The following is a 25,881-nucleotide window of genomic DNA, read 5'->3' as shown; positions in this document are numbered from 1 at the left end:
GAGAGGTTTTCGGGGCTACGACCGCCCCCGCGCGTGCGGACATAATGCGGCATGGGGATTTTCAGGCCGACGTGCCCGGTGGGGGAGACCGAACGAGTATGGGTCGAGGAGATGTTGGGTTGGTGCGCGGCGCAATTCGGCACCGCACCGCTGCGCGCACCCGTGATACTCCCGACCGGCGAGTTCTTCCCCGGCCCGTACTCCGGCGCCGAAGCCGAGGCTCGCGCGGTGGTGGACCGGGTGCGTCGGTACATGGGCGTCGAGCCGAATCGCATTCTGGTGGAGGTCCGTTCGGACGTGGACGACCTGCCGGATGTGGCTTTCCTGGAGGGCACCTCGCACGGTGAGGCCGGGCACTACCGGGTGGAGCGCGGCCGCGCCGTGGTGTCGCTCGACCTGACGCGCAGCCGTTCCCCGATCCAGTTGGTGGCGACCGCCGCGCACGAACTGGCACACGAACGCCTCCTCGGCGAGCGCCGCATCGACCCGGACCGCCACGACGGCGAACAACTCACCGACCTCACCACGGTCTACCTCGGCCTCGGCGTCTTCAACGCCAACTCCGCCTTCCAATTCACCCAGGGCACCCACGGCTGGCGCTCCCAACGCCTCGGCTACCTCTCACCCCCGATGTTCGGCTACGCCCTGGCCTGCTGGTCCGTCATGCGCGGCGACCCCAAACCCACCTGGTCCAAACACCTCGACACCAACCCCCGCGTCTACATGAAACAAAGCCTCAAATACCTCCGCGCCACCCCCGAAGCCTTCCCCGCCTGGCGCGCCCCGCTGAACACGTGATCACCAGGTAATGGTGGCGGCAATGGCCGATGTCCAGCGCTCAGTCGCAGCAGGCGCAGGCGTCTGTGGGGGAGGGGGCTCGGGTGGACGGTGTCGGGCAGCAGGTGTCGCCGTGCCAGGCGTTGATGCCCTCCTTGATCGCGATCGCGGCGATGACCAGGGCGGAGATCGGGTCGGCCCAGGACCAGCCGAAGAGGCTGTTGAGCAGGAGTCCGACCAGCAGTACCGCGGAGAGGTAGGTGCACAGCAGCGTCTGTTTGGAATCGGCTACCGCGGAGGCGGAGCCGAGTTCGCGCCCGGCGCGGCGCTGTGCCCGCGACAGCACCGGCATGACCGCCAAACTCACTGCGGCCAAGGCGATTCCGATCGGCGAATGCTTCGCCTCGCCGATTCCGAGCAGCCCGCGAATCGCATCGACGCTGACGTAGAGCGCGAGCGCGAAGAACGAGAAGGCGATGATCCGCAGCGCGACGCGCTCGCGCCGCTCCGGATCCCGTCCGGCGAACTGCCAGGCCACCGCCGCCGCGGACGACACCTCGATCACCGAATCCAGGCCGAATCCGATCAGCGCGGTCGAGGACACTCGCGCGCCTTCGCCGAGCGCGATGACCGCCTCGACCACGTTGTAGGAGATGGTCGCCGCGACGAACCATCGAATTCGCCGTGCCAGTACGGCTTTGCGCTCCGGCGTCGGCCCGGCGACCGACCCTAGCGCGGGCATGCCCAAAGGTGCCGACATCAGCAGCAGTCCTCCGAGTCGGCGGCCGGGCAGCAGGCCGGATCGACCGCCAACACCAATCCCAGCAGATCCCCCAACGCGGCCCCGATGCGCGCGTCCGCGAGCTCATATCGACTGCGCCGCCCCTCCGGCACCGCCACCACCAGCCCGCACCCCCGCAAACAGGCCAAATGATTGGACAAGATCTGCCGGGTCACCCCGATCTGCTCGGCTAGTTCCGACGGATACCCGGGCGCTTCGCGCAACCGCAACAAGATCTGAGTCCGCGTCGGATCGGACAGGGCATGCCCGAATCGCGCCAACGCATCCCGATGAACCAGCGTCTCCATACCCGGGACTGTACATCAGAATCTGTATTCAGAAAACACTGAACTCAGGTGTCAGTGCAAGCGCAGCCATTGGCCGGTGGAGGGGATGCCGTTGCCGTCCACCACGAACAGGAGGTACCAGCCGGGTGGGGCCAGGGCTGGGTTGGCGGGCATGGTCAGGGTGAGGGAATTCGGTGGGGCGGAGGTGAATTCGACGTCGATGAGGCGTTGTTCGTTGTCGCTGGAGTGGGTGCAGGCGGACGGGCGGAGGAGGTTGGCTTCACGGACGGGCGTGTCGGTGGTGGCGATGATGGTGCCGCCGTAGGTGGCGGTGTCGGTGGAGAGGGTGAGAGCGGGACGCGGCCCCTGGAACAGGTAAGGGGGCCAATAGATTTCGATGCGGAGTTCTTCGGTCTTGCGCGCGGGGTTGGAGCCCGCGGTGACCACCTTGGCGTCGGGGGTGAGCAGGGCCACCGAATGGTAGAGGCGAGGGATGCGGGAGGGGGCGGTGTGCATCCAGGTATTGGTGGCGGGGGTGAAGATCTCGGCGTGGGGCGGAGCCGCGTGGGCCATTTCCTCCATGCCGGAGCCGCCGGTGGCGAGAACGGTGCGATCGGGGAGCAGGACCGCACTCAGATGCATACGCGCGTGGTCCATGGGCTGAACGGGTTCGTAGGTGGGCTGCGCCGTGGTGGTGTCGACGACGCGCGCGTCGGCCAAAGCCGGTGCGGGACTGTGCATATCGAAGCCGCCGCCACCGAGAATGAGCACCTTCTGGTCTTGTGCGGGCGGCAGTAGGACGCTGGCGGCCTGATTGCGGGAGCCGGGATCGGTGAGGCCCGCGACCTCGGTGACGGCCCCGGTGGCCGGATCCCAGAGGCACGGGCGCATACCGTTGTTGCCGCCGTACTGGCCGCCGGTGTAGAGCAGTCGGCCGTCGGCGAGCAGGACCAGGTGGCCGTACATGGGAATCGGCCCGGGCACCGGCAGCTGCGACCACGTCTCGGTGGCGGTGTCGAAGAGTTCCGGGACCACCGAGAGGAAATTGTCAGCGCCAAGCCCCGAGACCGCGACCACATTGCCGTTCGGCAGCGTGACGAGCGAGGGATACCAGCGCCCGAAAGTCATGTCCGGCAACCGATTCCAGGTCAGCGCCGCCGGATCGAAGACGAGCGCGTCACGCAGGCCGTAGAACGGGTCGTAGCGTTCGGTGCCGCCCGCGGCGAGCAACCGCCCATCGGGCAGAAAAGCCTGTCCGACGCAGAACAGGTCGATCGGCGTCTCCGGCGCGGCCATACCCGGATTCGGGTAATGCCAGACGCGCGTGCGGAATTCGCGCGCGGCATGGCGATCGGCGTCATTGCCGGATCCGGCGAAGAACAGCACATCCCCGGTGTGCAACAGCGCGGCATGCACCGGGTTGATCTCGGTACCGAAATCGAGAACGCGCCACAGCCCCATATGCGCGGCGTGCAGCAGGTCGGTCTCCAGCTCGAGCACCTGAAGGTACCCGGCATTGACCCCCTCGGGGGCGTCGATCACGCACACCACGAGTTCCGGTGCCGCACCGCCGAAGTCGACCAGAGCCGTTGCGGCACCCTGGTTCTCGGTGAACCCCCACGGCAGCACGGTCCATCCGCTCCACCCGTCGAGCGCGTGCCCGGTCCCGTCCAGGCCCCAGCCGATCGTATACACCCCCGCGTTCGCCCCACCCGGATTGTCGACGGCGAACACCACCAGCTCCGGCTTGCCGTCCCCATCCAGATCGGCCGCCGTGATCCCGGCGCCTTGGTTCTCCCACCCGTACCAGTCGGGCACCGCGACCCACGGCGTCCATTCGGCTACCGCTCCCTCGGCGCTGAATCCCTTGGCCAGCCGGAACTGTCCGGAGTTCGCGCCGGGCGGATTGTCGACCGTCAGCACCACGAGCACGTCCTGCCCGTCGATGCGCGTCAAACAGATATCGGCCCCTTGGTTCTCCCACCCGAACCAGTCCGGCACCGGCACCCACGGCGTCCAGCCGCCGGTCACCGTCCCATCGGTCGCCAGATCCCGCCCCACCCGGAAATACCCTTGGTTCTGTCCGGGCGGATTGTCCACCACGAACACCACCAGATCGAGCTGTCCACTGCCGGTCAGATCCGCGACCGCGATGCCCGCGCCCTGGTTCGCCCACCCGAACCACTCCGGCACGGTCTGCCACGGCCCCCATTCCCGCACCGACCCGTCGGTCGCGAATCCCAGCCCTACCCGGTACAGCCCGGCATTCTGCCCCTGCGGATCGTCGACCATGAGCACCACGACATCGGGCGCGCCATCGCCGTCGATATCGCCCACGGCGACACCGCAGTCCTGATTCTCCGCCGCGAACCAATCCGGTACCGGAACGAATTCACCTGCCACGCCTCGATACTCGTCCACCGGACACGATCGCGCCCGGTGATCGACAAGGTTGTCCGCCGATGTCCGCGTTCAGCGCGTCTGCGAGACCGAGACGGTATCCGAATCGTCGTAATCCACGGTGGACTGCGCGGCGGTCTGCCCGATACTGCCGAGAATGCCCAGAATCAGTATGGCGATGAGCAGAATCCGGCCGGACTTGGCGACCACCAGCGGCCGGGTGGGGGACTGGGCGGGCGGCTGGTTCGGGTAGGCCAACGGCGCGCTGTCACCGAACACGCCCTTCAGGTACGTGGGCGTGACGAGATAGGTGTAGGCGTTCGTGCGCAATTCGATCCGCACGACCGCGGCGGTGGCCTCGAATACCGCGCGCGGCATCCGGCCGGTGACGAGCACGATCACCCAGAGGAAGAACGCGAGGATCGCCCATCCCGTCGCGAACCAGCTCGACAACACCACGATCGGGAAGGCCAGCACGATGCGGAACAGCACCGCCAACCGATTCAACGGTGTCGCAGGCGAATAGAGCACGCGGACCGGGTAATCCACCGGATTCCAGGCGAAGGGCGGGTACGCGTCCACGAGCAGCATGCCGTAGGCGGTGACCCGCGTCGTGTACGTGAGGTAGCCACGCAGAAACTCGTCACACCACTGTGGCAGCCGACCCAGCACCAGCGCCCCGAACCACCCGCACACCAACACCACGAACGCCGCCAGCCCGAGGAACCACAGTACGATCACCTGGGGAATGACGAGCAGCAGGCGAAACAGCACGGTCAAGCGCGAATGCTGTTCCGGTGGAAAGATATCCAGATCCACCGAGGGCTCGACGCCCACCGGCTCGGGACCGGTGGTCGGGTAGTGTTCGGGGCCAGTCATCGCGGGACCTCCCGGGTCGTCTGCGTCGGACATCGTCAACCCAGGGAATGTAACCCAGAAGTTGCCGATTCGGACGCAGCCGACCCGGGTCGATCGCGGGTCAGTCGCAGACGGCACCGTAAGATGCCGACCCCACCAACTTCGAGTACTTGGCCAGCACGCCACGGGTGTAGCGGGGCGGCAAGGGCTTCCACCCCTGCGCCCGGCGGTCGAGCTCCTCCTTGTCGACCAGCAGTTCGAGGGTTCCCGCGCCCACGTCGAGACGGATCTGGTCACCGTCGCGAACGAAGGCGATCGGGCCGCCGTCGACGGCCTCGGGGGCGACGTGGCCCACGCACAGTCCCGTGGTGCCGCCGGAGAACCGGCCGTCGGTGAGCAGCAGGACGTCCTTACCCAGCCCCGCGCCCTTGATCGCCGCGGTGATGGCCAGCATCTCGCGCATGCCCGGACCGCCCTTGGGGCCCTCGTAGCGAATGACCACCACGTCACCCGCCGCGATGGTGCCGTCCTCCAGCGCGTCCATGGCCGCGCGTTCCCGATCGAAAACCCGTGCGGTACCGGTGAACACGTCGGAATCGAACCCCGCCGACTTGACCACCGCGCCGCCGGGCGCGAGCGAACCGTGCAGAATCGTGATGCCGCCGGTCGGATGAATCGGTGAATTCATGGCCCGCACCACCTTGCCGTCGGGATCCGGCGGCGCGATCTCGGCCAGATTCTCCGCCACGGTGCGCCCGGTCACGGTGAGGCAATCCCCGTGCAGCAGACCGGCATCCAGCAGCGCCTTCATCATGACCGGCACGCCGCCGATGCGGTCCACATCGGTCATGACATGGCTGCCGAAGGGCTTCACATCGGCCAGATGCGGCACCCGGCGGCCGATGCGGGCGAAATCGTCGAGGGTGAGATCGACATTCGCGTCGTGCGCGATGGCCAGCAGATGCAGGACGGCATTGGTGGAGCCGCCGAAGGCCATCACCACCGAGATCGCGTTCTCGAACGCCTCTTTGGTGAGAATGTCGGCGGTGGTGATACCGCGCCGCAGCAACTCCACGACCGCCTCGCCGCTGCGCCGGGCATAGCCGTCGCGCCGACGGTCGGTCGCCGGTGGCGCGGCGCTGCCCGGCAGCGACATGCCCATCGCCTCGGCCGCGCTGGCCATGGTGTTGGCGGTGTACATACCGCCGCAGGCACCCTCGCCCGGGCAGATGGCGCGCTCGATGGCATCCACGTCCTCCCGGCTCATCAGGCCGCGCGAGCACGCCCCGACCGCCTCGAACGCGTCGATGATGGTCACTTCGCGCTCACTGCCATCGGACATCTTGGCGATACCGGGCAGGATCGAGCCCGCGTAGAGGAATACGCTCGCCAGATTCAACCGCGCCGCCGCCATGAGCATGCCGGGCAGGGATTTATCGCATCCGGCGAGCAGTACGGAGCCGTCGAGGCGTTCGGCCTGCATGACCGTCTCCACGCTGTCGGCGATCACCTCGCGCGACACCAGCGAGAAGTGCATGCCCTCGTGGCCCATGGAGATGCCGTCGGAGACCGAGATGGTTCCGAATTGCATGGGGTAGCCGCCCGCGGCGAACACGCCTTCCTTACTGGCGGTGGCGAGCCGGTCCAGCGAGAGATTGCACGGCGTGATCTCGTTCCACGAGGACGCCACGCCGATCTGCGATTTCCCCCAGTCGGCATCGCCCATGCCGACCGCGCGCAGCATGCCGCGCGCGGCGGTTTTCTCGAGTCCGTCGGTGACGTCGCGACTGCGTGGCTTGATATCGGGGCTGTTCGGATCATTGCGCACGATGCCGATCATCCCTCACGCGGAGCCGATACCCGTCCATATCCCCTGTCGCGCGTCAACACCACGAGGCTTGCGGACGGCAGACGGCCCACCCCGTTCCGTCGGCCGAGGGCGTCGGGGTCCAGGTGGCCGTGCCGCCCCGCCCCGAGGTGTCGGGCCGCGACTGCGGCGCGGGGCGCGCGTGATAGTCGCGCAGCGCATTGCGATGGTCGTTCTGCCGCAACGCATTCCAGTCGCGATGTTGATATCCGAACGGGTCGATGGCATGTGCGCCGGTCGTATCGCCCTGGTAGGAGCTCGGCCGTGACGGCGACCGATCATCCCGGGACGTCGGCTCGGCCAGTGCCGGACCCGCCGCGACGGCCGCCGCCGCGGCCACGCCGAGAACTTGGCCGACGACTAGGGCGGTTCCGCGAATTCTGCTGCTGGAGCGGTGTTTACGCATGGGGGCTCCGTTGCCTCTCTGCAGGATGAACGAGTGCTATCTACGTAGTTGCATAGTAGGAAACCTACTGAGTTGGACCGTAGGTGGTGGCGCTGAGAGGGGGCTGAGAATTCGTGAGCGAGTCACGGAACGTCAACTAGCGGTTGACGTTCTTGAGATCGTCAACCTAAGGTTGTCGCATGATGAACAGGGAAGCGCCGCGGGGAGTGATCGTCGGAGCCGGAATCGCGGGTCTGGCCACCGCGCTGCGCCTGCGCCGCGCGGGCTGGGACGCACTGGTGATCGAACGTGCCCCGGCCCGGCGCAGCAGCGGGTACATGGTCAATCTCGTGGGGCAGGGCTACGACGCCGCGGCGCGCCTCGGAGTGCTCGAGGCGCTGCGGCCGCACGATATCGGCTGGTTCACCTCGATCCTGACCAGGAGCGACGGCACCGAGAAGTTCACGGTGCCCTCGGCCGTCGCACAGGCCGCCGTCGGCGACCGGGCACTGACCGTCTTCCGGGGCGACCTCGAATCCGTGCTCTACGACGCGGTGAGTCGCGACGCCGACATCCGTTTCGGAACCACGGTCCACGACATCGCCCAAGACGCCGACGGTGTCGATATCACACTGAGCGACGGCACCCGCGAACGCGCCGACCTGCTGGTCGGGGCCGACGGATTGCACTCGGCCGTCCGCGATCTCGTCTTCGACGCCGATTCCGACTGCCGAGTCGACCTGCGCCACATGGTTGCCGCGTTCCCGCTGTTCCGATTGCCCGAGGAGGTGCCGAACGGCGCCGGAACGACCTTCATCGGCGTACGGCGCACCGCGGCGGTGGTCAATCTGGGGCCGGGGCGCTCCTCCGCGTTCTTCACCTACCGCACCGACGACCCGGAGGCCGCACTGCGGGACGGACCGGTGCGCGCCCTCACGACCACCTTCGGTGATCTGAGCGGCGGCGTCCCCGATGTCCTGGACCAGCTCGAAACCGACCCGACCACAGCCTATTTCGATTCCGTCAGCCAAATCGTGCTGGACCGCTGGAGCAGCGGGCGCGTGGTGCTGATGGGCGACGCCGCCTGGTGCGTCACGCCGTTCGCCGGATACGGTGCGGCACTGGCCCTGGACGGCGCCGACCGCCTCGGTATCGCTCTTTCCGGCGATACCGACATTTCGGAAGCGTTGCGCCGGTGGGAGATACAGCTGCGCCCCGAGGTCCGCAAGCGCCAGGCCCTGGCGCGCCGGGGCGCGATGCAGTTCGCACCGCCCACCAAGGCGCATATCTGGATATCCGACCTGATGCTGCGCGCCATACAGATTCCGGGCATACGCGGCATGGTCGAGCGCTCGATTCGACGCGCGAACCACTGACGGTCGACACGCGCACCTTGCGGTGACAGGCATTTCGCGCCGCGCACTGGCACGGTGCCCGGCATGACGGGTTATCCGACCGACACGCAATCGCTTTCGCTGACCACCGAGGTGGCCGATGCCATCTCCACCGCGGTGAACGCCCGGGCGACCGCTGAGACCGGCGTGAATCTTCCACCCCTGGTGTGGATTTGGCAGCGCGGCGTCTACGCGCTGCCCAACTCCGACCAACAGGATGTGGAGTTCCGCGGCCGCGTCACCCCGGGCGAACCCGAGGAATCGGCCGCCCGCCAGCTCGCCGTGTGGGCCGAAGCGCTGCGACTCACCGAATGCACCACCGGCACCGAACGGGAATACGGCCGCCGCACCTACACGGGCCTGCTGGCCGGATCACGCATAAGGATTACCGGCCGGTCGGGTTCAGGCGTCGACCGCCGCGGGTGATTCCGGAGGTTCGGCGATGGTGCGCTTGGGTCCGGTGAACCAGCGGCGCGCGGAGGCGAACCACCAGATGGCGATCGCGCCGACCACGGCGATCAAGGTGAGCGGAGCGTAATTGACCGCGGTCCAGGTGAATTCGTCGTTCCACGGGTAGCCGCGATCGTCCATCGGAAGGATGAACAGCAGGCTGATCAGGACGATCCACAGCAGGGCGACAATGCCGACGGGTCGGTACCAGCGGCCGAGTTGCCATGGGCCGGTCTGGAATCGAGCGCCGTGCAGCTGTCGGAGCAGCACCGGAATGCCGTAAGCGATGTACAGGCCGATGGTGGCCACCGACGTCGCCGCGGCATACGCGGTGGGCGCGTTCTCGGCGGGCACCAGCATGGACGGGATGAGCAGCAGGAAGGCGAAGAAGGAGATGAACAGCACGGCGTTGACCGGAACCTTGCGCGCCGAGAGCTTCGACCACAGCGCCGAACCGGGCACCGCGCCGTCGCGGGAGAAGGCGAACAGCATGCGCGAGGCGGAGGTGACCGAGGCGTAGCCGCAGAACAATTGGGCGATGGCGGCGATGATGAGCAGCAGCCCGGACCAGAAGGAGTTCAGCGAGTTCTCCAGAATGTAGATGACCGGATAACCGCTGTTCTTCGTCGGATCGAGGGCGTCGTCGAGATCGGGTATCGCGAAGGTCACCGCCATGATCAGCAGGTAGCCCGCGATGGCCGACACGATGATCGTATTGATGATCCCCTTGGCCGCCATCCGCGAAGCATCGTGGGTCTCCTCCGACATGTGCGCCGACGCGTCGTACCCGGTGAATGTGTACTGCGCGTGCAGCAAACCCAACAGGAACGCGAAGGCCACACCGCCGAACCCGACCGCGCTGTTGTCGACGGTCTCGGTGAAGACCCAGCCGACGCTCTGATGGTTCTCCGCGCCGATGCCGAGCACCAGCACGAAGATCAGCACGCCGCCGACATGCCACCACGCGGAAATATTGTTGATCACCGCGGACAGGTGCGGGCCGATGGCATTGAGCACCGCGTGCAGCACCAGGATGACCGCGAACACGGAAAAGATTGCGGTGCGGTCGGTTCCGATATCGAGGCCGATGACATTGAGGACCACGGTGGTGAAGATCGCCGCCCCGTAGTCGATGGCCGCGGTCACCGCGATCTGGCCGATGAGATTGAACCAGCCGGTGAACCAGCCCCAGATCGGCCCGCCCAATTCCGAGGCCCACCAATAGAGTCCGCCGGAAGTCGGGTAGGCCGAGGCCAGTTCGGCCATGGCCAGCCCGACGAACAACACCATGATCGAGACCAGCGGCCACCCCCACGCCATGGTGACGGGCCCGCCGTTCGCCAATCCGATGCCGTAGCTGGCCAACCCGCCGGTCAGGATGGAGACGATGGTGAAGCTGATGGCGAAGTTGGAGAATCCGGACCAGGACCGCGCCAGATCCTGTCGGTAGCCGAGTTCGGCGAGACGGCGTTCATCGTCGGATTGGGGCTGGGTCTGGGTCATAGCGTGCTCCCGGGTGAAAACGCTGCCCTCACACAGCGTTTGCCAGGAGATCAGTCTGAAGTAAACCCGGGTCAACCGCAGCGCATTGTGGGAACTCGCGAGCTGAGTCGAATCTGAGAGAGCTCGCAGGAGTCTCACAGGCTACGGCCAGCATCGCGGGGCACTCTCGAAGAGAGGAACGGCGAGAGTGAGGTGCGAGATGGTCCAGTTGGAGGTCGAGGGAACGACCGTGACGGTGCATGTGACGGGTGCGCATCGCGTACTCGCGCTGCGTGAGCACGTGACATTCGATCTGGCGCAGATCAGCCGGATCGGCAAGGCCTCGGTGGATCTGCGCCCGCCGTGGGTGCGGGCACCGGGTGCGTTCTTCCCCGGCGTGATCGCCGCCGGAACCTTTCGGGGCAAGGGCCGCAAGGAATTCTGGGACACCCTGTTCGTCGGCCAAGCCGTGCGGATAGACCTCGTCGGCGCCGACTTCACCCGACTCGTCGTCGATGTGGAGGACCCGGAGGCGACCGTCCGCATGCTCGCCACCGCCGTCGCGGCCTGACCCGAACTCCGCGTTGGTAGCGTCGGGAACGACGTGCCGACAGAGAGGAGTTCGACCGTGAAGGTGTTCCAGATCGGTGCGGCCGGAGGCGTCGGCCGCCGACTCGCCCGGCTGTTGACCGACCGCGGTGACGAGGTCACCGGCATGTACCGCAACCCGGATCAGGCCGACACCGTGCGCGAGTCGGGAGCCACCCCGCTGTCCGGCGATCTGATCGCCGACTCGGTCGACGAGCTGGCCGCCAAACTCTCCGGCCACGACGTGGTCGTCTTCTCCGCCGGAGCGCACGGCACCGGAATGGACAAGACGACCGCCATCGACGGCAAGGGCCTGGAGAAAGCGGCCGAGGCCGCCGCCCGCGCGGGGGTCCGCCGGTTCGTCCTCGTCTCCGTCTTCCCCGAGGCCGGACGCGACCGCGACACCTCGGAGGGCTTCGAGCACTACATGCGGGTCAAGAAGACCGCGGACGTCTACCTCACCCGCACCGACCTCGACTGGCAGATCATTCGCCCCGGGACCCTGCTGAACGATCCGGGCACCGGCCGCGTCACCGCCGGGCTCGCCATCGAATACGGCTCGGTCACCCGCGACGACGTGGCCGCCTTCCTCGCCGCGGCGCTGCGCGAACCGGCCCTCGACCGCGGCATCATCGAACTCACCGGCGGCGACACACCGATTCCGAAGGCCGTCGCGCACTTGGCGGCCACACTGCATCCCACCCGCGCGCACTGAACCGCGACGCCCGTCGGTCGGAGTACCGCTGCGGGGCCGCACCGCGGCGTGGCACGATCATGCAGGTGACCAATAAGTCCGCTTCGGAGCAGAATCTGCGTGATCTCGCCCGGCTGCGGCGTGTGCGCGATCGCATCGACCGGGAGTACGCGCAGCCACTGGACGTCGAGCGGCTCGCCCGCGACGCGCACATGTCGGCCGGGCATCTGAGCCGTCAGTTCAAACTCGCCTACGGCGAATCGCCCTACTCCTATCTCATGACCCGACGCATCGAGCGCGCCATGGCGCTGCTACGACGTGGCGATCTCAGCGTTACCGAAATCTGCTTCGCCGTCGGCTGCTCGTCACTGGGCACCTTCAGCACCCGCTTCACCGAACTCGTCGGTGTGCCGCCCAGTGTCTACAAGCGCGAGGCGGCGCAGGAGGCCGCGGGGCTGCCCTCGTGTGTGGCCAAACAGGTCACCAGACCGATCAGGAATCGAGAAGCGCCGCCGACCGCGTCGCAATTAGCCTGATCAGCATGAACATCACCATTCAAGCCAGCTTCCTCCCGCAGAACGACCCGGACGCCGCCCTGGCCTTCTACCGCGACACCCTCGGCTTCGAGGTGCGCAAGGACGTCGGCTACAACGGCATGCGGTGGATCACCGTCGGCCCCGCCGGACAGCCCGACACCTCCATCGTGCTCTACCCACCGGCCGCCACCCCCGGCCTCACCGACGACGAACGCCGCAGCATCGACGAGATGATGGCCAAGGGCACCTTCGGCAGCATCGTGCTGGCAACCAAGGATGTCGACGGTGAATTCGACCGCATCCAGGCCCGCGACGCCGAGGTGGTCCAGGAACCGACCGACCAGCCCTACGGCGTGCGCGACTGCGCCTTCCGCGATCCCGCCGGGAACATGGTCCGGCTACAGCAGGCCGACTGAATCGGTCTAACTCACCGACCGCAACCGCCGCAGGGTGGACGGATCCAGATCCAGGGTCAGCTCGGTCGGCCCGAGTTCGGTCGCGATGCGCGCGAACTCCGTCCCCCAGCGGCCGATGTCGGGCCGGTGCACGAGACCCCAACGCAGCGTGGGGTTCTCGTCGATCGGGAGGTACACCGCCTCGCCGCGGTCGTAGTACTTGATGCCCTGCCCGCACGCGAAAGCGACCGCGTCACCGGACGTTACGGCCCACAGCACCTCTTCGCGGGTGGGGATCGGCGCACCCGGCTCGCGCGGGTCCGAGGGCAGCGGCGAGAAGGACTCCTCCCAGTACTCCGGAATGGGGAGTCCGGAGGGCATTATCGGGTAGTCGGCGAGATCGGCGAGCGACACCGAGTTCCGTTGCGCCAGTGCGTGATCACGCCCGACGACCAGCACGATCGGCTCGGAGAACGCGACCGGACCGGTCACCAGGTCGGGCTCGCGCACGGGCAGCGCCACCAGCGCCACATCGACCTCGCCGCCGCGGATCAATGCGAACGGCTCGTCGATGCGCACCTCGCGCATACGGAACTCGACCTGCGGGAAGCGGCTGCGGAACAGCGCCGTCATGGGCGCCAGGTCCTGCCACATCGGACCCAGCACACCCAGGGTCAAGGTGTCCGGCCCGCCGCGCGCGGCATTGGCGGCCGATTCCATACCGTCGAGAATGCGGCGGTAACCGGCTTGCAGGTCGTCGCGCAGCTGTTCGCCGAGCGGGGTGAGCACGACCTTGCGGCTGGTCCGCTCGAACAGCGGCGCGCCGATCCTGCGCTCCTGCTTGGCGATGGTCTGACTCACCCGAGGGGTCGAAATGTGCAACCGCTCCGCGGTGCGGCCGAAGTGCAACTCCTCGGCGAGGGTCAGGAAGATCTCGATATCGCGCAACTCCACCCCGTCATCGTTGGCCATCGTTAACCCCCGACGCAACCGGCGTTTCACGATTGCTCATTGTTCGCGGCTTCCCTCGGCGGAAAACTGAGAGCCAGCAGGACATCCACTACGAGAAAAGAGGTCGCGACCATGGCGTTCGTTCGCACCCACCGCTACACCGTCGTGACCGGCAAGCTGGCGCAACTGCTCGAACAGCGCGCCCTGCTGCTGCGCGGTATTCGGTCGGCGCACGCGGCCTTCACCACCGCCACCCTCATCCGCCAGGACGACGGGTCCTACCTCGACATCTGGCGCTGGGAATCGGCCGAGGCCATGCGCGGCGCGACCGAGGCGGTACGCGGCTTCCCACTGGGCGCGGCCACCTCGGCCTTCACCACCGAACACTCCGTCATCGACGGCAAGGTCCTCGACGAGCGATAGCCGATCGATAACCCACAACACCACTTCCGCACGCGCCGACGCCGTGCCCGAACAAGGAGAACCATCATGGCCTGGAGCAAGCGCAACCGTCAGCTGCACCGCGCGATGTCCATCACCTTCACCGCGACCGTCGTGGTCGCCTTCATCGCCGCCGCCCTCGGCTTGACCGAGACCGCGGTCTGGATCTTCTACCTGCCGCTGCCCCCGCTGTTCTTGCTGATGGGCACCGGTCTGTACATGTTCGCCCAGCCCTACCGGGCCAAGCGACGCGCCACCGGCTCGAACCTCGCCTCGCAGCACTGATCAGGTTGAATGGAGACACCATGACCACCGCAACGAAGAAGGCCGCCAAGGCGCGGACCGCGAAGACGCCGACGCCGCCCGCCGCCGACAGCCACGATCTGATCCGCGTGCACGGCGCCCGGGTGAACAATCTCAAGGACGTCAGCATCGAGCTGCCCAAGCGCCGCCTCACGGTGTTCACCGGTGTCTCCGGCTCGGGGAAGAGCTCGCTGGTGTTCAGCACCATCGCCGCCGAATCGCAGCGGCTCATCAACGAGACCTACAGCACCTTCGTGCAGGGCTTCATGCCGACGCAGGCGCGTCCCGAGGTCGATGTGCTCGAGGGCCTGACCACGGCCATCATCGTCGACCAGCAGCGGATGGGGTCCGACCCGCGCTCCACGGTCGGCACCGCCACCGACGCCAATGCCATGCTGCGGATTCTGTTCAGCCGCATCGGCAAACCGCATATCGGTTCGCCGCAGGCCTTCTCGTTCAATGTGGCCTCCATCAGCGGGGCGGGCGCGGTCAAGATCGAACGCGCGGGGAAGTCGGTGCGCGAGCGCCGCAGCTTCAGCATCACCGGCGGTATGTGCCCGCGGTGCGAGGGCCGCGGTTCGGTCTCCGATATCGACCTCACCCAGCTCTACGACGACTCCAAATCCCTTGCCGAGGGCGCGTTCACGATTCCCGGCTGGAAGTCCGACAGCTTCTGGACGGTGCGGGTCTACGCCGAATCGGGCTTCGTGGATCCGAACAAGCCGATTCGCAAGTACACCAAGAAGGAGATGAACGACTTCCTTTACAAGGAGCCGGTCAAGGTCAAGGTCGACGGCGTCAACCTGACCTACGAGGGCCTGATCCCGAAGATCCAGAAGTCGTTCCTGTCCAAGGACCGCGAGGCCATGCAGCCCCACATTCGGGCCTTCGTGGACCGCGCCGTCACCTTCACCACCTGCCCCGACTGCGAGGGCACCCGGCTCACCGAGGCGGCGCGCTCCTCGAAGATCAAGAAGCTGAGCATCGCCGACGCCTGCGCCATGCAGATCAGCGATCTCGCCGAATGGGTGCGCGGGCTGAAGGAGCCGTCGGTGCAGCCGCTGCTCGACGCGCTCGGCCACACTCTGGACTCCTTCGTGGAGATCGGGCTCGGCTATCTGTCGCTGGAGCGGCCCTCGGGCACGCTGTCGGGCGGAGAAGCCCAGCGCGTCAAGATGATTCGCCATCTCGGTTCGGCGCTCACCGATGTCACCTACGTGTTCGACGAACCCACCATCGGCCTGCACCCGCACGATATCCAGCGCATGAACGACCTGCTGCTGCAGCTGCGCGACAAGGGCAACACGGTGCTGGTCGTGGAGCACAAGCCCGAGACCATCGCCATCGCCGACCATGTCGTGGACCTGGGCCCCGGCGCGGGTTCGGCGGGCGGCATGATCTGCTTCGAGGGCAGTGTCGAGGAGTTGCGCACCAGCGGCACCGTCACCGGCCGCCACTTCGACGACCGTGCCCAGCTCAAGGATGAGGTCCGTAAAGCCAAGGGCACGTTGGCGATTCGCGGGGCGAACAAGCACAATCTGCGCGACGTCGATGTCGATATTCCGCTCGGGGTGCTGTGCGTGGTCACCGGCGTCGCCGGATCGGGCAAGAGCTCGCTCATCCACGGCTCCATTCCCGCCGACGAGGGTGTGATCTCGGTGGACCAGACGCCCATCCGCGGCTCGCGGCGCAGCAACCCGGCCACCTACACCGGCCTGCTCGAGCCCATCCGCAAGGCGTTCGCGAAGGCCAACGGCGTGAAACCCGCGCTGTTCAGCTCCAATTCCGAAGGCGCGTGCCCGAACTGCAACGGCGCGGGGGTCATCTACACCGACCTCGGCATCATGGCCGGGATGGAGACCACCTGCGAGGTGTGCGAGGGCAAGCGGTTCCTGGCCGAGGTGCTCGACTACAAACTCGGCGGTCGCGATATCAGCGAGGTGCTCGCCATGTCGGTGACCGAGGCCGAGGAGTTCCTGGGCACCGGCGAGGCGCGCATTCCGGCGGCGCACGCCATTCTGGAGCGCCTCGTGGACGTCGGGCTCGGCTACCTCACCATCGGGCAGCCGCTCACCACGCTCTCCGGCGGCGAGCGGCAGCGGCTCAAGCTGGCCACCCACATGGCCGACAAGGGCGGCGTCTACGTCCTCGACGAGCCGACCACCGGCCTGCACCTGGCCGATGTCGAGAACCTGCTCGGCCTGCTCGACCGCCTCGTCGAATCCGGCAAATCGGTGATCGTCATCGAGCATCACCAAGCGGTCATGGCGCACGCCGACTGGATCATCGACCTCGGTCCCGGCGCGGGCCACGACGGCGGCACCATCGTCTTCGAGGGCACGCCCGCCGAGCTGGTCGCCGACCGCTCGACCCTCACCGGGCAGCACCTCGCGGAGTACGTGGGGGCCTGACGCCTACGGCGGTCCGCACCTGGCCGACCCTCGCGGTACGGCGCAGGTGCGGACCGTCAGGCTTTGCGCTGCGCGGAGCTGCGGGCCGGATTGGCCTGCTGCGCCGCCTTGGGATCCTTTTCGTCGGCCTTGGCGCGCACGCCCGCCTCCACGCGGTCGCCGAGATCCTTGTCGACATTGCGCCAGTACTCGAAGGCGCGCTGCAGCACCGGCTCGGTGACGCCGTTCAACAGGTGCCCGACGATGTTGGAGACGAGGCGTTCGCGGGCCGCGTCGTCGAGCACGTCGCGGACCATGGTCCCGGCCTGGCCCCAATCGTCGTCGTCGCGGCGACGCGTATAGGCCGCGTGCACCATTTCGCCGTCGGTGTGCCAGACCGCCAGCGGCCCCGCCTTGACGAAATCGGCGTGCGGGCCGCCCTTGGAATTGGGCACGTACACCGGATCGCCCGGATTGTGGTGCCGCATATGGCCGTCCTTGGTGTAGGACCGAACCTGCGCCGCATGCGGTGAATTGACCGGCAGCTCCTTGTAATTCGAGCCGATGCGGTAGCGGTGCGCGTCCGGATAGGAGAACCAGCGGCCCAACAGCATCTTGTCCGGACTCGGGCCGGTGCCGGGCACCGCATTGCTCGGTTCGAAGGCGGCCTGCTCGATTTCGGTGTGGTAATCGGCCGGATTGCGATTCAACGTCATCTTGCCCACCGGAATCAGCGGGTAATCGCCGTGCGGCCACACCTTGGTGAGGTCGAAGGGATTGAAGCGGTAGGTCTTCGCCTCTTCGAACGGCATGATCTGCACATGCAGCGTCCAGCTGGGGAACTGGCCGTCGTCGATGTGTTCCCACAGGTCGCGGGTGTGGTAGTCGGTGTCGATCGCGGCCATCTGGTCGCCCTCGTCCTGGGTGAAGAACTCGATCCCCTGATCGGTCTTGAAGTGGTATTTCACCCAGAACTTCTCACCCGCGCGGTTCACCCACATATACGTGTGGCTCGAATACCCGTTCATATGCCGCCACGTGCGCGGAATACCGCGGTCACCCATCAGCCAGGTCACCATATGGGCCGATTCCGGGGACAGCGTCCAGAAATCCCACTGCATATCGTGATCGCGCAAGTTGTTGTCGGCGCGGCGTTTCTGGGAGCGGATGAAGTCCTGGAACTTCATCGGATCCCGTACGAAGAAGATCGGCGTGTTGTTGGCGACCATGTCGAAGTTGCCCTGCTGGGTGTAGAACTTCAGCGCGAAACCGCGCGGATCGCGCCAGGTGTCCGGGCTGCCGCGCTCCCCGGCCACGGTGGAGAAGCGCGCCAGCATCTCGGTCTTGCGTCCGGGCTGGAACACATCCGCGAAGGTGTAGGCGCTGACATCCTCGGTGACCTCGAATTCACCGAACGCGCCACCGCCCTTGGCATGCGGCTGGCGCTCGGGCACGCGCTCGCGATTGAACGCCGCCATTTTCTCGATCAGGTACGCGTCGTTGAGCAGAATGGGCCCGTCCGGGCCGACCGTCAGTGAATGTTCGTCGCTGGGTACCGGGATCCCGGCGTCGTCGGTGGTGTAGTTGTCGGGCATCGTGCTCCTTTCCTGCCGATATCCGCCGGTTACCCAACCTCACGAAACACACGCGGTCGGATCGATTCGGGTGTCCGGACCCACCTCCCGGACCTGCGTCGCCGCCCTCGTGAACGCCCCCGGGCACACCGTCGTAGCACCGGTGGACACGCCCCGGAATCCGGTGTCCGATCGGGGAAATTGACGACTCTTGCCCAACCGGATGCGGCGTGATCGGCGGATACCTGGAATAGTTGGGGCCAGCACGCACAAGACCGAGGCGAAAGCGGGGATTTTGGTGACTTCGAACGACGGTGTGAGCGCGGTCAGCACGGTGAAGGAGACGCCCTCACCGGCACCGAGCACCCTCGAGCGCGATGTCCAGACCCTGGAGAAAGCGATCTACGAAGTCAAACGCGTGATCGTCGGGCAGGACCGGCTCGTCGAGCGTTTGCTGGTCGGTGTGCTGGCGCGCGGACACGTCCTGCTCGAAGGCGTGCCCGGTATCGCCAAGACGCTGGCCGTGGAGACCTTCGCGAAAGTGGTGGGCGGCAGCTTCTCTCGCGTGCAGTTCACCCCCGACCTGGTGCCCACCGACCTCATCGGTACTCGCATCTACCGTCAGGGCAAGGAGGAGTTCGACACCGAACTCGGTCCGGTCGTCGCGAATTTCGTCCTCGCCGACGAGATCAACCGCGCGCCCGCCAAGGTGCAGTCGGCGCTGCTCGAGGTGATGGCCGAGCGGCACGTCTCCATCGGCGGCAAGACCTACCCGATGCCGAATCCGTTCCTGGTCATGGCGACCCAGAACCCCATCGAGAGCGAGGGCGTGTACCCGCTGCCCGAGGCGCAGCGCGACCGCTTCCTGTTCAAGGTGGTCGTGGACTACCCGTCGGTGGAGGAAGAGCGCGAGATCATCTACCGGATGGGCGTCACCCCGCCGGAGCCCAAGCGCATTCTCGAACCCGGTGAAGTGGTGCGCCTGCAGCAGCTGGCCGCCAACACCTTCGTGCACCACGCGCTCGTCGACTACGTCGTGCGCGTGATCGCCGCGACCCGCACGCCCGCCGAATTCGGCATGAACGATGTCGCGGGCTGGATCGCCTACGGCGCCTCGCCGCGCGCCTCGCTCGGCATCATCGCCGCCGCCCGTGCCGTGGCGCTCATTCGCGGCCGCGACTACGTGGTGCCGCAGGATGTGGTCGAGGTGATCCCGGATGTGCTGCGCCACCGCCTGGTGCTGTCCTACGACGCGCTCGCCGACGAGATCAGCCCCGACGATGTGATCCGCCGTGTGCTGCAGACCGTCGGCCTGCCGCAGGTGGCCCCGCAGGCCGTCGCGCCGGGCAGCCCGCAGACCCCGATGCCCGCGCCCGCGCAGCAGCCGGTCATGGGTCCGCACGGTGCGCCGCAAGCCATTCCGCAGCCGCCGCAGCAGCAGAGCGTGCCGCAGCCCCCCAACGGTCAGGCGGCGGTGCCCGGACAGCCCCAGCCCAAGTGAGGCGAGGCCCGGATTCGGTTGCGCCCGTGACGATCTCACATTCCAGCCAGACTCAGCACGCCCCGCCGTCGTTTCGGTCGGGGAATCTGTCCGACCCGAAACTGTCGGCGGCGCTGAAGACCCTCGAACTCACGGTGCGCCGCCGCCTCGACGGCGTCCTGCACGGTGACCACCTGGGCCTGATCCCGGGCCCGGGCTCCGATCCCGGCGACGCCCGCATGTATCAGCCGGGTGACGATGTGCGCCAGATGGATTGGTCGGTCACCGCCCGCACCACCCATCCGCACGTGCGGCAGATGATCGCCGACCGCGAGCTGGAGACCTGGCTGGTGGTCGACCTGTCGGCCAGCCTGGATTTCGGCACCGCGCTGTGTCAGAAGCGGGATCTGGTGGTCGCGGCCGCGGCCGCGGTCACGCATCTGACCAGCGGCGGCGGCAACCGGATCGGCGCGGTGGTCGCCAATGGCGAGCAGCTGATCCGAATTCCCGCGCGTACCGGGCGGATTCACGCCCAGACCATGCTGCGCAAGATCGCCACCACCCCGCACGCCGCCGACGGTGTGCGCGGGGATCTGCACGGCGCCATCGAGTCGCTGCGGCGGCCGCAGCGCAAACGCGGTCTGGCCGTGGTGATCTCGGACTTCCTCGGCGAGATCGACTGGCAGCGTTCGTTGCGCGCCATCTCCGGCCGCCACGATCTGCTCGGGGTCGAGGTGCTCGACCCCCGTGATCTCGAACTGCCCGATATGGGCGATGTGGTGCTGCACGATCCGGAGACCGGGCGCACCCGCGAATTCAGCGTGACCCCCACGCTGCGCGCCGATTACGCGCGCGCAGCGCAACGTCACCGGGAACAGGTCGAGCAGGCGCTGCGCGGATGCGGCGCGCCGGTGATGGAGTTGCGCACCGACCGGGACTGGATCGCCGACGTGGTCCGGTTCGTGTCCACCCGGCGTCATACCTTTGGCGCCCCGAATGCCGGACGGGTGCCGCGCCAGTGACCTTCTCGATTTCGAACTTCACCCATACCGCCTGGCTGGGCTTCCTGGTCGTGGTCGCGCTCATGGCGCTGGGCTACGTCCTGGTGCAGCAGCGGCGCAGGCGGCATCTCATCACGTTCTCCAATATGGAGATGCTGGAGAAGGTCGCGCCCAAGCGGCCCAGCCTGATGCGGCATGTGCCCATCGCGCTCATGCTGGTCGGGTTGATCGGCCTCACCATCGCCGCCGCGGGACCGACTGCCGCGCAGAAGGTTCCGCGCAACCGCGCCACCGTGGTGCTGGTCATGGACGTCTCGCTGTCCATGGAGGCCACCGATGTGCCGCCGAGCCGCCTGCAGGTGGCGCAGAAGGCGGCCAAGGACTTCGCCGACGGGCTCACGCCCGGCATCAACCTGGGCCTGGTCACCTTCGCGGGTACCGCCTCGGTGCAGATGCAGCCGACCACCAAGCGCGAAGCGGTCAAGGCGGCCATCGACAACATCAAACTGGCCGAACGCACCGCCACCGGTGAGGGCATTCTGACCGGTCTGCAATCCATCGAGACCCTCGCCGCGGTACTGGGCGGGGCCGAGACGCCGCCGCCCGCGCGCATCGTGCTCATGACCGACGGCAAGCAGACCGTGCCCGACGACAAGGATGTCGACAATCCCCGCCACGCGTTCACCGCGGCGCGCCTGGCGAAGGAGAAAGGCATTCCGGTCTCGACGATCTCGTTCGGCACCACCTGGGGCACGGTCGAGATTCCGGATCAGGAGGGCAAGGGCTCGCAGCGCGTGCGCGTACCCGTCGACGACGAGTCGCTACAGGAGATCGCGCGGCTCTCGGGCGGCGAGTTCTATTCGGCCTCCAGCCTCGAACAGCTCACCGAGGTCTACGACACCTTGGAACAGCAGATCGGCTACGAGATGACCATGGGTGACGCCAGCCGTCCCTGGTTGATCCTCGGCATGCTGGTGACCGCCACGGGCGTGGTGACCGCCTTGGTCTATCGTCAGCGCCTGCCGTAAAACTGTGCATCGATCGGTAAGTCGGTACCGCGCGCCGAGCCATGACTACGAACAGATAGGTTGACTCATATGTCGAACATCACATCCCGGTCGGTCCTGGTGACCGGTGGCAATCGCGGCATCGGGCTCGCGGTAGCCCAGCGCCTGCTCGCCGATGGCCACAAGGTCGCCGTGACCCATCGTGGCTCGGGGGTGCCGGAGGGTCTCTTCGGCGTGAAATGCGATGTGACGGACAGTGAATCGGTGGACGCGGCCTTCACCGAGGTGGAGGCGCACCAGGGGCCGGTCGAGGTGCTGGTGGCCAATGCCGGTATCACCGACGACACGCTGCTCATGCGGATGACCGAGGACCAGTTCACCCGCGTCATCGACGCCAACCTCACCGGCGCGTTCCGCTGCGCCAAGCGCGCGAATCGCGCCATGCTGCGGGCGAAGTGGGGCCGGATGATCTTCCTGGGCTCGGTCGTCGGCATGATGGGTCAGGGCGGGCAGATCAACTACGCCTCCTCCAAGGCCGGTGTCATCGGCTTGGCCCGCTCGGTCACCCGCGAACTCGGCTCGCGAAACATCACCGCGAATGTCGTCGCGCCCGGCTTCATCGAGACCGATATGACCGCCGATCTGCCGGACGATATGAAGGAAATGGTCGAGAAGTACATCCCGCTGCGGCGCGTCGGCCAGCCCGAGGATGTCGCGGCCGTGGTCAGCTTCCTGGCCTCCGAGGACTCGCGCTACGTCGCCGGTGCCGTCATCCCGGTCGACGGCGGCATGGGCATGGGCCACTGAGCCTGCCCCGCTCGAACCCCCTAGCCCGCAAGAACTTTCAACAAGGAGAACCGACCAACCCATGAGTGGATTGCTCGCAGGCAAGACCGTGCTCATCACCGGCATCATCACCGACTCCTCCATCGCCTTCCACGCGGCCGCGGTCGCGCAGGAACAGGGCGCGAAGGTGATCATCACCGGTATTCCGGAGCGGCTGCGGCTGATCGACCGGATCGCCAAGCGCCTGCCGCAGGAGGTTCCCCCGGCCATCGGCCTCGATGTCACCAATGAGCAGAACCTGGCCGAACTCGCCGACAAGGTGCGCGAACTCGCGCCCGAGGGCATCGACGGCGTGCTGCACTCCATCGCCTTCGCGCCGCGCACCCTGATGGGTCCCGAGGCCATGCCGTTCCTCGACGGCCCGGGCCCGGACGCCGCCAAGGCCTTCGAGATCTCCGCGTGGTCCTACGCCTCACTCGCGCGCGCCGTGCTCCCCGTCATGAACGAGGGCGGCTCCATCGTGGGCATGGACTTCGATCCGCGCACCGCCATGCCGTACTACAACTGGATGGGCGTCGCCAAGGCCGCGCTGGAATCGGTGAACCGCTACGTCGCGCGCGAGGTGGGCGAGGCCAAGAAGGTGCGCTCCAACCTCATTGCCGCGGGCCCGATCAAGACCCTCGCCGCCAAGGCCATCGCGGGCACCGCCACCGATGACGCCAAGCAGCTGAACATGCTCAATACCTACTGGGACGGCGCGTCGCCGATCGGCTGGGATGTCGACGACCCGAGCGTGGTCGCGAAATCCATTGTCGCGCTGCTGTCGGACTGGCTGCCCGCCACCACCGGCTCCATCATCTACGTCGACGGCGGCGCCAGCCACAACACCTGGCTGCCCACGGACGGTTTCGGCCAGAACTGAGCTGAAGGAGAGGCCGTGGCCGCCGACGCCTTGCTACTGCTGTCCTTCGGCGGTCCGGAACGCCCCGAGGACGTGATGCCGTTCCTGGAGAACGTCACTCGGGGCCGGGGAGTCCCGCCGGAGCGTCTCGCCGAGGTGGCGCAGCATTATCTGCACTTCGGCGGGGTGTCGCCGATCAATGCCCTCAATCGCGACATCATCAAGGCGATCGAGGCCGAATTCGCCGCGCGCGGTATCGATCTGCCTGTCTACTTCGGCAATCGGAACTGGTATCCGATGGTCGAGGAGACGGTGGAGCGGATGCGCGCGGACGGTATTCGGTCCGCGCTGGTGTTCCCCACCTCCGCGTGGGGTGGGTATTCGGGGTGTCGCCAGTACCACGAGGACATCGAACGCGCCCGCGCGGCGCTGGATTCGGATGCGCCGCAGCTGGAGAAGCTGCGGCAGTACTTCGACCACCCGCTGCTCATCGAATCCTTCGCCGACGCGATTCGCGCGGCGGTGGCCGAATTGCCCGCCGACCGTAGGGATTCCGCGCGCCTGGTCTTCACCGCGCACTCCATTCCAGTGCGCGCCGACACCGTCGACGGCCCACCCGCCGAGGGCGGCGGCCTCTACCGTCGCCAGGTGTTCGAAGCCGCTCGACTCTGCGCCGCCGCAACGGGTTTCGACGACTACGACGTGGTCTGGCAGTCCCGTTCCGGACCGCCGCAGGTGCCGTGGCTGGAACCCGATATCGTCGACCACCTCGATGTCCTCGCCGAGGCGGGGGAGCGGGCGGTCGTGGTGTGCCCCGTCGGCTTCGTCTCCGACCACCTCGAGGTGATCTGGGATCTCGACAACGAGGCGAAAGCCCGTGCGGCCGAACTGGGTATGGCCTTCGCCCGCGCCGCCACCCCGGGCACCGACCCGCGCTTCGCCCGCATGGTCGCCGAACTCGTCGAGGAACACCTCACCGACGCCGAACCGCGACGCCTCGGCGCGGTCCCCGGCTTCGGCTGCACCCGCAACGGCCTACCCTGCACGCCCGGCTGCTGCGGCGCGCCGATCCCCGAGGGACACTGAGCCCGCGCTGTACATCCAGATCATCCGCGAGCACTACGATGTCGCGGCGGGCCCCCGACCGCCCGCCGCCCGAGATTCCCGGAAGGTAACCACCAGTGGAGAAACGAGCCATCGGCAGACCGGACATGTTCGTCTGGATCCCGGTCATCGCGCTACTGGAGGCAGCGGGCGTCTGCCTGGTCATCCTCCAGTCCACGGCGGTCGCCCTGGTCCTGATCGTGGTCGCGGTTCTCCTGGTCGGCCTCGACGCCTGGATCAACCGCTGAATTCCCCGGTCGGTCGCGCCACCGCACCGTGACGCTCGCTCGGCCGTGGCCAACGCCCTGTTTGATGGTGAATCTCCTGGGCCTTCCCGCGACGCAGGTCCCATTGGGCCGCAGCGTCTCCGGTCTTCCCTTGGGTGTTCAGGTGGTCGCGGGGCGCGATCGTGACCACCTCTCGATCGCGGTGGCGATGGCGCTCGAATCCGGTTTCGGCGGTTGGCAGCCGCCTGGGGGAGGCATAGCGTGACGAAATGACCTATTGGACGGAATTCGATGCTGCCGCGCCGCGTACTTCGACTGTTTTCCGCCGTCGTCACGCCGCCACCGGCAATCTCTGTATGCTCGCGACCCTGCGGTCGGATGGGTTTCCGAGGATCAGTCCCATGGAGCCGAGATTCTTCGAGGATCGGCTCTGGATCGCGGGGATGCCGGACACCACGAAGTTCAAGGACCTCGCGCGCGACCCTCGGTTTTGTCTGCACACCGCCACCGTCGACACCATGGTCGGAGATGGGGACGCCAAGCTGTGGGGTGTCGTGCGGGATGTGCAGGACGAAGAGCTGCATCAGCGGTTCGCCGAGGACCTGTTCGAGCAGACGGGGTTCGACCTGCGGGGGAGGGTGTTCAAGCCGTTCTACATGGCGGAGCTGACGGGGGCTTCCGCGGTGGAGAGCGTGAACGACCGGCTGGAAGTGACCGTGTGGAAGCCGGGGCAGCCGGAGCGGGTCGTCATCAAGGACTGACCTTCGAAAAGGCATGGCGCGCAGGATTGCACGGAGTGCAAACAGGCGCGGCGTGCGGAAA

At 67.2% G+C, this 25,881-nt stretch carries 28 protein-coding genes; 19 read left to right on the top strand and 9 right to left on the bottom strand.

All coding sequences use genetic code 11. The annotated features are described in order from the left end of the window. Positions 1-51 precede the first annotated feature (51 nt). Positions 52-798 (top strand): hypothetical protein, encoded by a 747-nt coding sequence (locus tag ACIBH2_RS03645; protein WP_397113046.1) that lies wholly within the window; start codon positions 52-54, stop codon positions 796-798. Positions 799-838: 40 nt separating this feature from the next. Here the strand turns inward: ACIBH2_RS03645 and ACIBH2_RS03640 are convergent, their stop codons facing one another. The 6 genes from ACIBH2_RS03640 to ACIBH2_RS03615 all read right to left on the bottom strand — a co-directional run bounded on the left by ACIBH2_RS03640 (position 839) and on the right by ACIBH2_RS03615 (position 7,376). After that, positions 839-1,537, bottom strand: coding sequence for a cation transporter (locus ACIBH2_RS03640; RefSeq protein ID WP_397113044.1), 699 nt, complete (start codon positions 1,535-1,537; stop codon positions 839-841). Next, positions 1,537-1,866, bottom strand: coding sequence for an ArsR/SmtB family transcription factor (locus ACIBH2_RS03635; RefSeq protein ID WP_397113042.1), 330 nt, complete (start codon positions 1,864-1,866; stop codon positions 1,537-1,539). The genes ACIBH2_RS03640 and ACIBH2_RS03635 overlap by 1 nt, the downstream gene beginning before the upstream one ends. Before the next feature lie 51 nt (positions 1,867-1,917). Continuing rightward, positions 1,918-4,248, bottom strand: coding sequence for a galactose oxidase-like domain-containing protein (locus ACIBH2_RS03630; RefSeq protein WP_397113040.1), 2,331 nt, complete (start codon positions 4,246-4,248; stop codon positions 1,918-1,920). Positions 4,249-4,317: 69 nt separating this feature from the next. Further along, entirely contained in the window at positions 4,318-5,124 is an 807-nt protein-coding gene (locus tag ACIBH2_RS03625) for a DUF4389 domain-containing protein (protein ID WP_397113038.1), read from the bottom strand. Positions 5,125-5,224: 100 nt separating this feature from the next. Continuing rightward, positions 5,225-6,943: a dihydroxy-acid dehydratase gene (ilvD, locus tag ACIBH2_RS03620; RefSeq protein ID WP_397113036.1), complete on the bottom strand. Its 1,719-nt coding sequence runs from the start codon at positions 6,941-6,943 to the stop codon at positions 5,225-5,227. Positions 6,944-6,986: 43 nt separating this feature from the next. Then, entirely contained in the window at positions 6,987-7,376 is a 390-nt protein-coding gene (locus ACIBH2_RS03615) for a hypothetical protein (protein ID WP_397113034.1), read from the bottom strand. Positions 7,377-7,555: 179 nt separating this feature from the next. Here ACIBH2_RS03615 and ACIBH2_RS03610 point away from each other — a divergent pair, with 179 nt between their 5' ends. Together ACIBH2_RS03610 and ACIBH2_RS03605 are read left to right on the top strand one after the other, a co-directional pair. Next, on the top strand, positions 7,556-8,731 hold the full coding sequence (locus ACIBH2_RS03610) for an FAD-dependent oxidoreductase (protein WP_397113032.1): 1,176 nt from the start codon (positions 7,556-7,558) through the stop codon (positions 8,729-8,731). Positions 8,732-8,794: 63 nt separating this feature from the next. Continuing rightward, positions 8,795-9,175 carry a hypothetical protein gene (locus tag ACIBH2_RS03605; RefSeq protein ID WP_397113030.1) on the top strand — a complete coding sequence of 127 codons (381 nt, stop codon included), beginning with the start codon at positions 8,795-8,797 and terminating at the stop codon, positions 9,173-9,175. On the opposite strand, the gene ACIBH2_RS03600 is transcribed toward ACIBH2_RS03605, so the two are convergent. Next, entirely contained in the window at positions 9,152-10,702 is a 1,551-nt protein-coding gene (locus ACIBH2_RS03600) for an amino acid permease (protein WP_397113028.1), read from the bottom strand. The genes ACIBH2_RS03605 and ACIBH2_RS03600 overlap by 24 nt on opposite strands. 199 nt (positions 10,703-10,901) lie before the next feature. On the opposite strand from ACIBH2_RS03600, the gene ACIBH2_RS03595 reads away from it, so the two are divergent. Genes ACIBH2_RS03595 through ACIBH2_RS03580 form a run of 4 tightly spaced genes read left to right on the top strand, consistent with a single transcriptional unit; the run spans position 10,902 to position 12,915 of the window. After that, entirely contained in the window at positions 10,902-11,252 is a 351-nt protein-coding gene (locus ACIBH2_RS03595; RefSeq protein ID WP_397113026.1) for a hypothetical protein, read from the top strand. 57 nt (positions 11,253-11,309) lie between these two features. Further along, entirely contained in the window at positions 11,310-11,984 is a 675-nt protein-coding gene (locus ACIBH2_RS03590) for an SDR family oxidoreductase (RefSeq protein WP_397113024.1), read from the top strand. A 59-nt stretch (positions 11,985-12,043) separates the two neighbouring features. Then, positions 12,044-12,499 carry a helix-turn-helix transcriptional regulator gene (locus tag ACIBH2_RS03585; RefSeq protein WP_397113022.1) on the top strand — a complete coding sequence of 152 codons (456 nt, stop codon included), beginning with the start codon at positions 12,044-12,046 and terminating at the stop codon, positions 12,497-12,499. Positions 12,500-12,504: 5 nt separating this feature from the next. After that, the gene (locus ACIBH2_RS03580; RefSeq protein ID WP_397113020.1) at positions 12,505-12,915 is read left to right on the top strand and encodes a VOC family protein; all 411 of its coding nucleotides are present in this window, start codon (positions 12,505-12,507) and stop codon (positions 12,913-12,915) included. 6 nt (positions 12,916-12,921) lie between these two features. On the opposite strand, the gene ACIBH2_RS03575 is transcribed toward ACIBH2_RS03580, so the two are convergent. Beyond that, entirely contained in the window at positions 12,922-13,866 is a 945-nt protein-coding gene (locus tag ACIBH2_RS03575; protein WP_397113018.1) for a LysR family transcriptional regulator, read from the bottom strand. A gap of 111 nt (positions 13,867-13,977) precedes the next feature. Between ACIBH2_RS03575 and ACIBH2_RS03570 the strand changes: the two genes are divergently transcribed. The 3 genes from ACIBH2_RS03570 to ACIBH2_RS03560 all read left to right on the top strand — a co-directional run bounded on the left by ACIBH2_RS03570 (position 13,978) and on the right by ACIBH2_RS03560 (position 17,000). Next, positions 13,978-14,268, top strand: coding sequence for a hypothetical protein (locus ACIBH2_RS03570; RefSeq protein WP_397113016.1), 291 nt, complete (start codon positions 13,978-13,980; stop codon positions 14,266-14,268). A 66-nt stretch (positions 14,269-14,334) separates the two neighbouring features. After that, complete coding sequence (locus ACIBH2_RS03565; protein WP_397113014.1) at positions 14,335-14,571, top strand: hypothetical protein; 237 nt, start codon at positions 14,335-14,337, stop codon at positions 14,569-14,571. 20 nt (positions 14,572-14,591) lie between these two features. Beyond that, positions 14,592-17,000: an ATP-binding cassette domain-containing protein gene (locus ACIBH2_RS03560; protein ID WP_397113012.1), complete on the top strand. Its 2,409-nt coding sequence runs from the start codon at positions 14,592-14,594 to the stop codon at positions 16,998-17,000. A 56-nt stretch (positions 17,001-17,056) separates the two neighbouring features. Here ACIBH2_RS03560 and ACIBH2_RS03555 read toward each other — a convergent pair whose 3' ends face one another. Next, positions 17,057-18,574 (bottom strand): catalase, encoded by a 1,518-nt coding sequence (locus tag ACIBH2_RS03555; RefSeq protein ID WP_397113010.1) that lies wholly within the window; start codon positions 18,572-18,574, stop codon positions 17,057-17,059. Positions 18,575-18,845: 271 nt separating this feature from the next. Here ACIBH2_RS03555 and ACIBH2_RS03550 point away from each other — a divergent pair, with 271 nt between their 5' ends. From ACIBH2_RS03550 to ACIBH2_RS03510, 9 genes are all read left to right on the top strand, one after another. Continuing rightward, complete coding sequence (locus ACIBH2_RS03550; RefSeq protein WP_397116804.1) at positions 18,846-20,054, top strand: AAA family ATPase; 1,209 nt, start codon at positions 18,846-18,848, stop codon at positions 20,052-20,054. A gap of 26 nt (positions 20,055-20,080) precedes the next feature. Beyond that, positions 20,081-21,055 (top strand): DUF58 domain-containing protein, encoded by a 975-nt coding sequence (locus ACIBH2_RS03545; RefSeq protein WP_397113008.1) that lies wholly within the window; start codon positions 20,081-20,083, stop codon positions 21,053-21,055. Then, positions 21,052-22,062, top strand: a complete 1,011-nt coding sequence (locus ACIBH2_RS03540) for a VWA domain-containing protein (protein ID WP_397113006.1) — start codon at positions 21,052-21,054, stop codon at positions 22,060-22,062. Before ACIBH2_RS03545 ends, ACIBH2_RS03540 begins: the two co-directional genes overlap by 4 nt. A gap of 69 nt (positions 22,063-22,131) precedes the next feature. Then, positions 22,132-22,848, top strand: coding sequence for a 3-oxoacyl-ACP reductase FabG1 (gene fabG1, locus ACIBH2_RS03535; RefSeq protein ID WP_397113004.1), 717 nt, complete (start codon positions 22,132-22,134; stop codon positions 22,846-22,848). A gap of 61 nt (positions 22,849-22,909) precedes the next feature. Further along, entirely contained in the window at positions 22,910-23,749 is an 840-nt protein-coding gene (gene inhA / locus ACIBH2_RS03530) for an NADH-dependent enoyl-ACP reductase InhA (RefSeq protein ID WP_397113002.1), read from the top strand. Between the two features lie 15 nt (positions 23,750-23,764). Continuing rightward, positions 23,765-24,814 carry a ferrochelatase gene (locus ACIBH2_RS03525; protein ID WP_397113000.1) on the top strand — a complete coding sequence of 350 codons (1,050 nt, stop codon included), beginning with the start codon at positions 23,765-23,767 and terminating at the stop codon, positions 24,812-24,814. Between the two features lie 95 nt (positions 24,815-24,909). Beyond that, positions 24,910-25,080 (top strand): hypothetical protein, encoded by a 171-nt coding sequence (locus ACIBH2_RS03520; protein ID WP_397112998.1) that lies wholly within the window; start codon positions 24,910-24,912, stop codon positions 25,078-25,080. 28 nt (positions 25,081-25,108) lie between these two features. Beyond that, positions 25,109-25,324 carry an amidase family protein gene (locus tag ACIBH2_RS03515; RefSeq protein ID WP_397112996.1) on the top strand — a complete coding sequence of 72 codons (216 nt, stop codon included), beginning with the start codon at positions 25,109-25,111 and terminating at the stop codon, positions 25,322-25,324. Between the two features lie 4 nt (positions 25,325-25,328). Next, entirely contained in the window at positions 25,329-25,820 is a 492-nt protein-coding gene (locus ACIBH2_RS03510) for a pyridoxamine 5'-phosphate oxidase family protein (protein ID WP_397112994.1), read from the top strand. Positions 25,821-25,881: the final 61 nt, after the last annotated feature.

Source organism: Nocardia sp. NPDC050406 (assembly GCF_044459025.1).
Taxonomy (GTDB): Bacteria; Actinomycetota; Actinomycetes; order Mycobacteriales; family Mycobacteriaceae; genus Nocardia.
The sequence above is the reverse complement of the archived record's forward strand: the minus strand, read 5'-3'. Positions and strand labels throughout refer to the sequence as shown.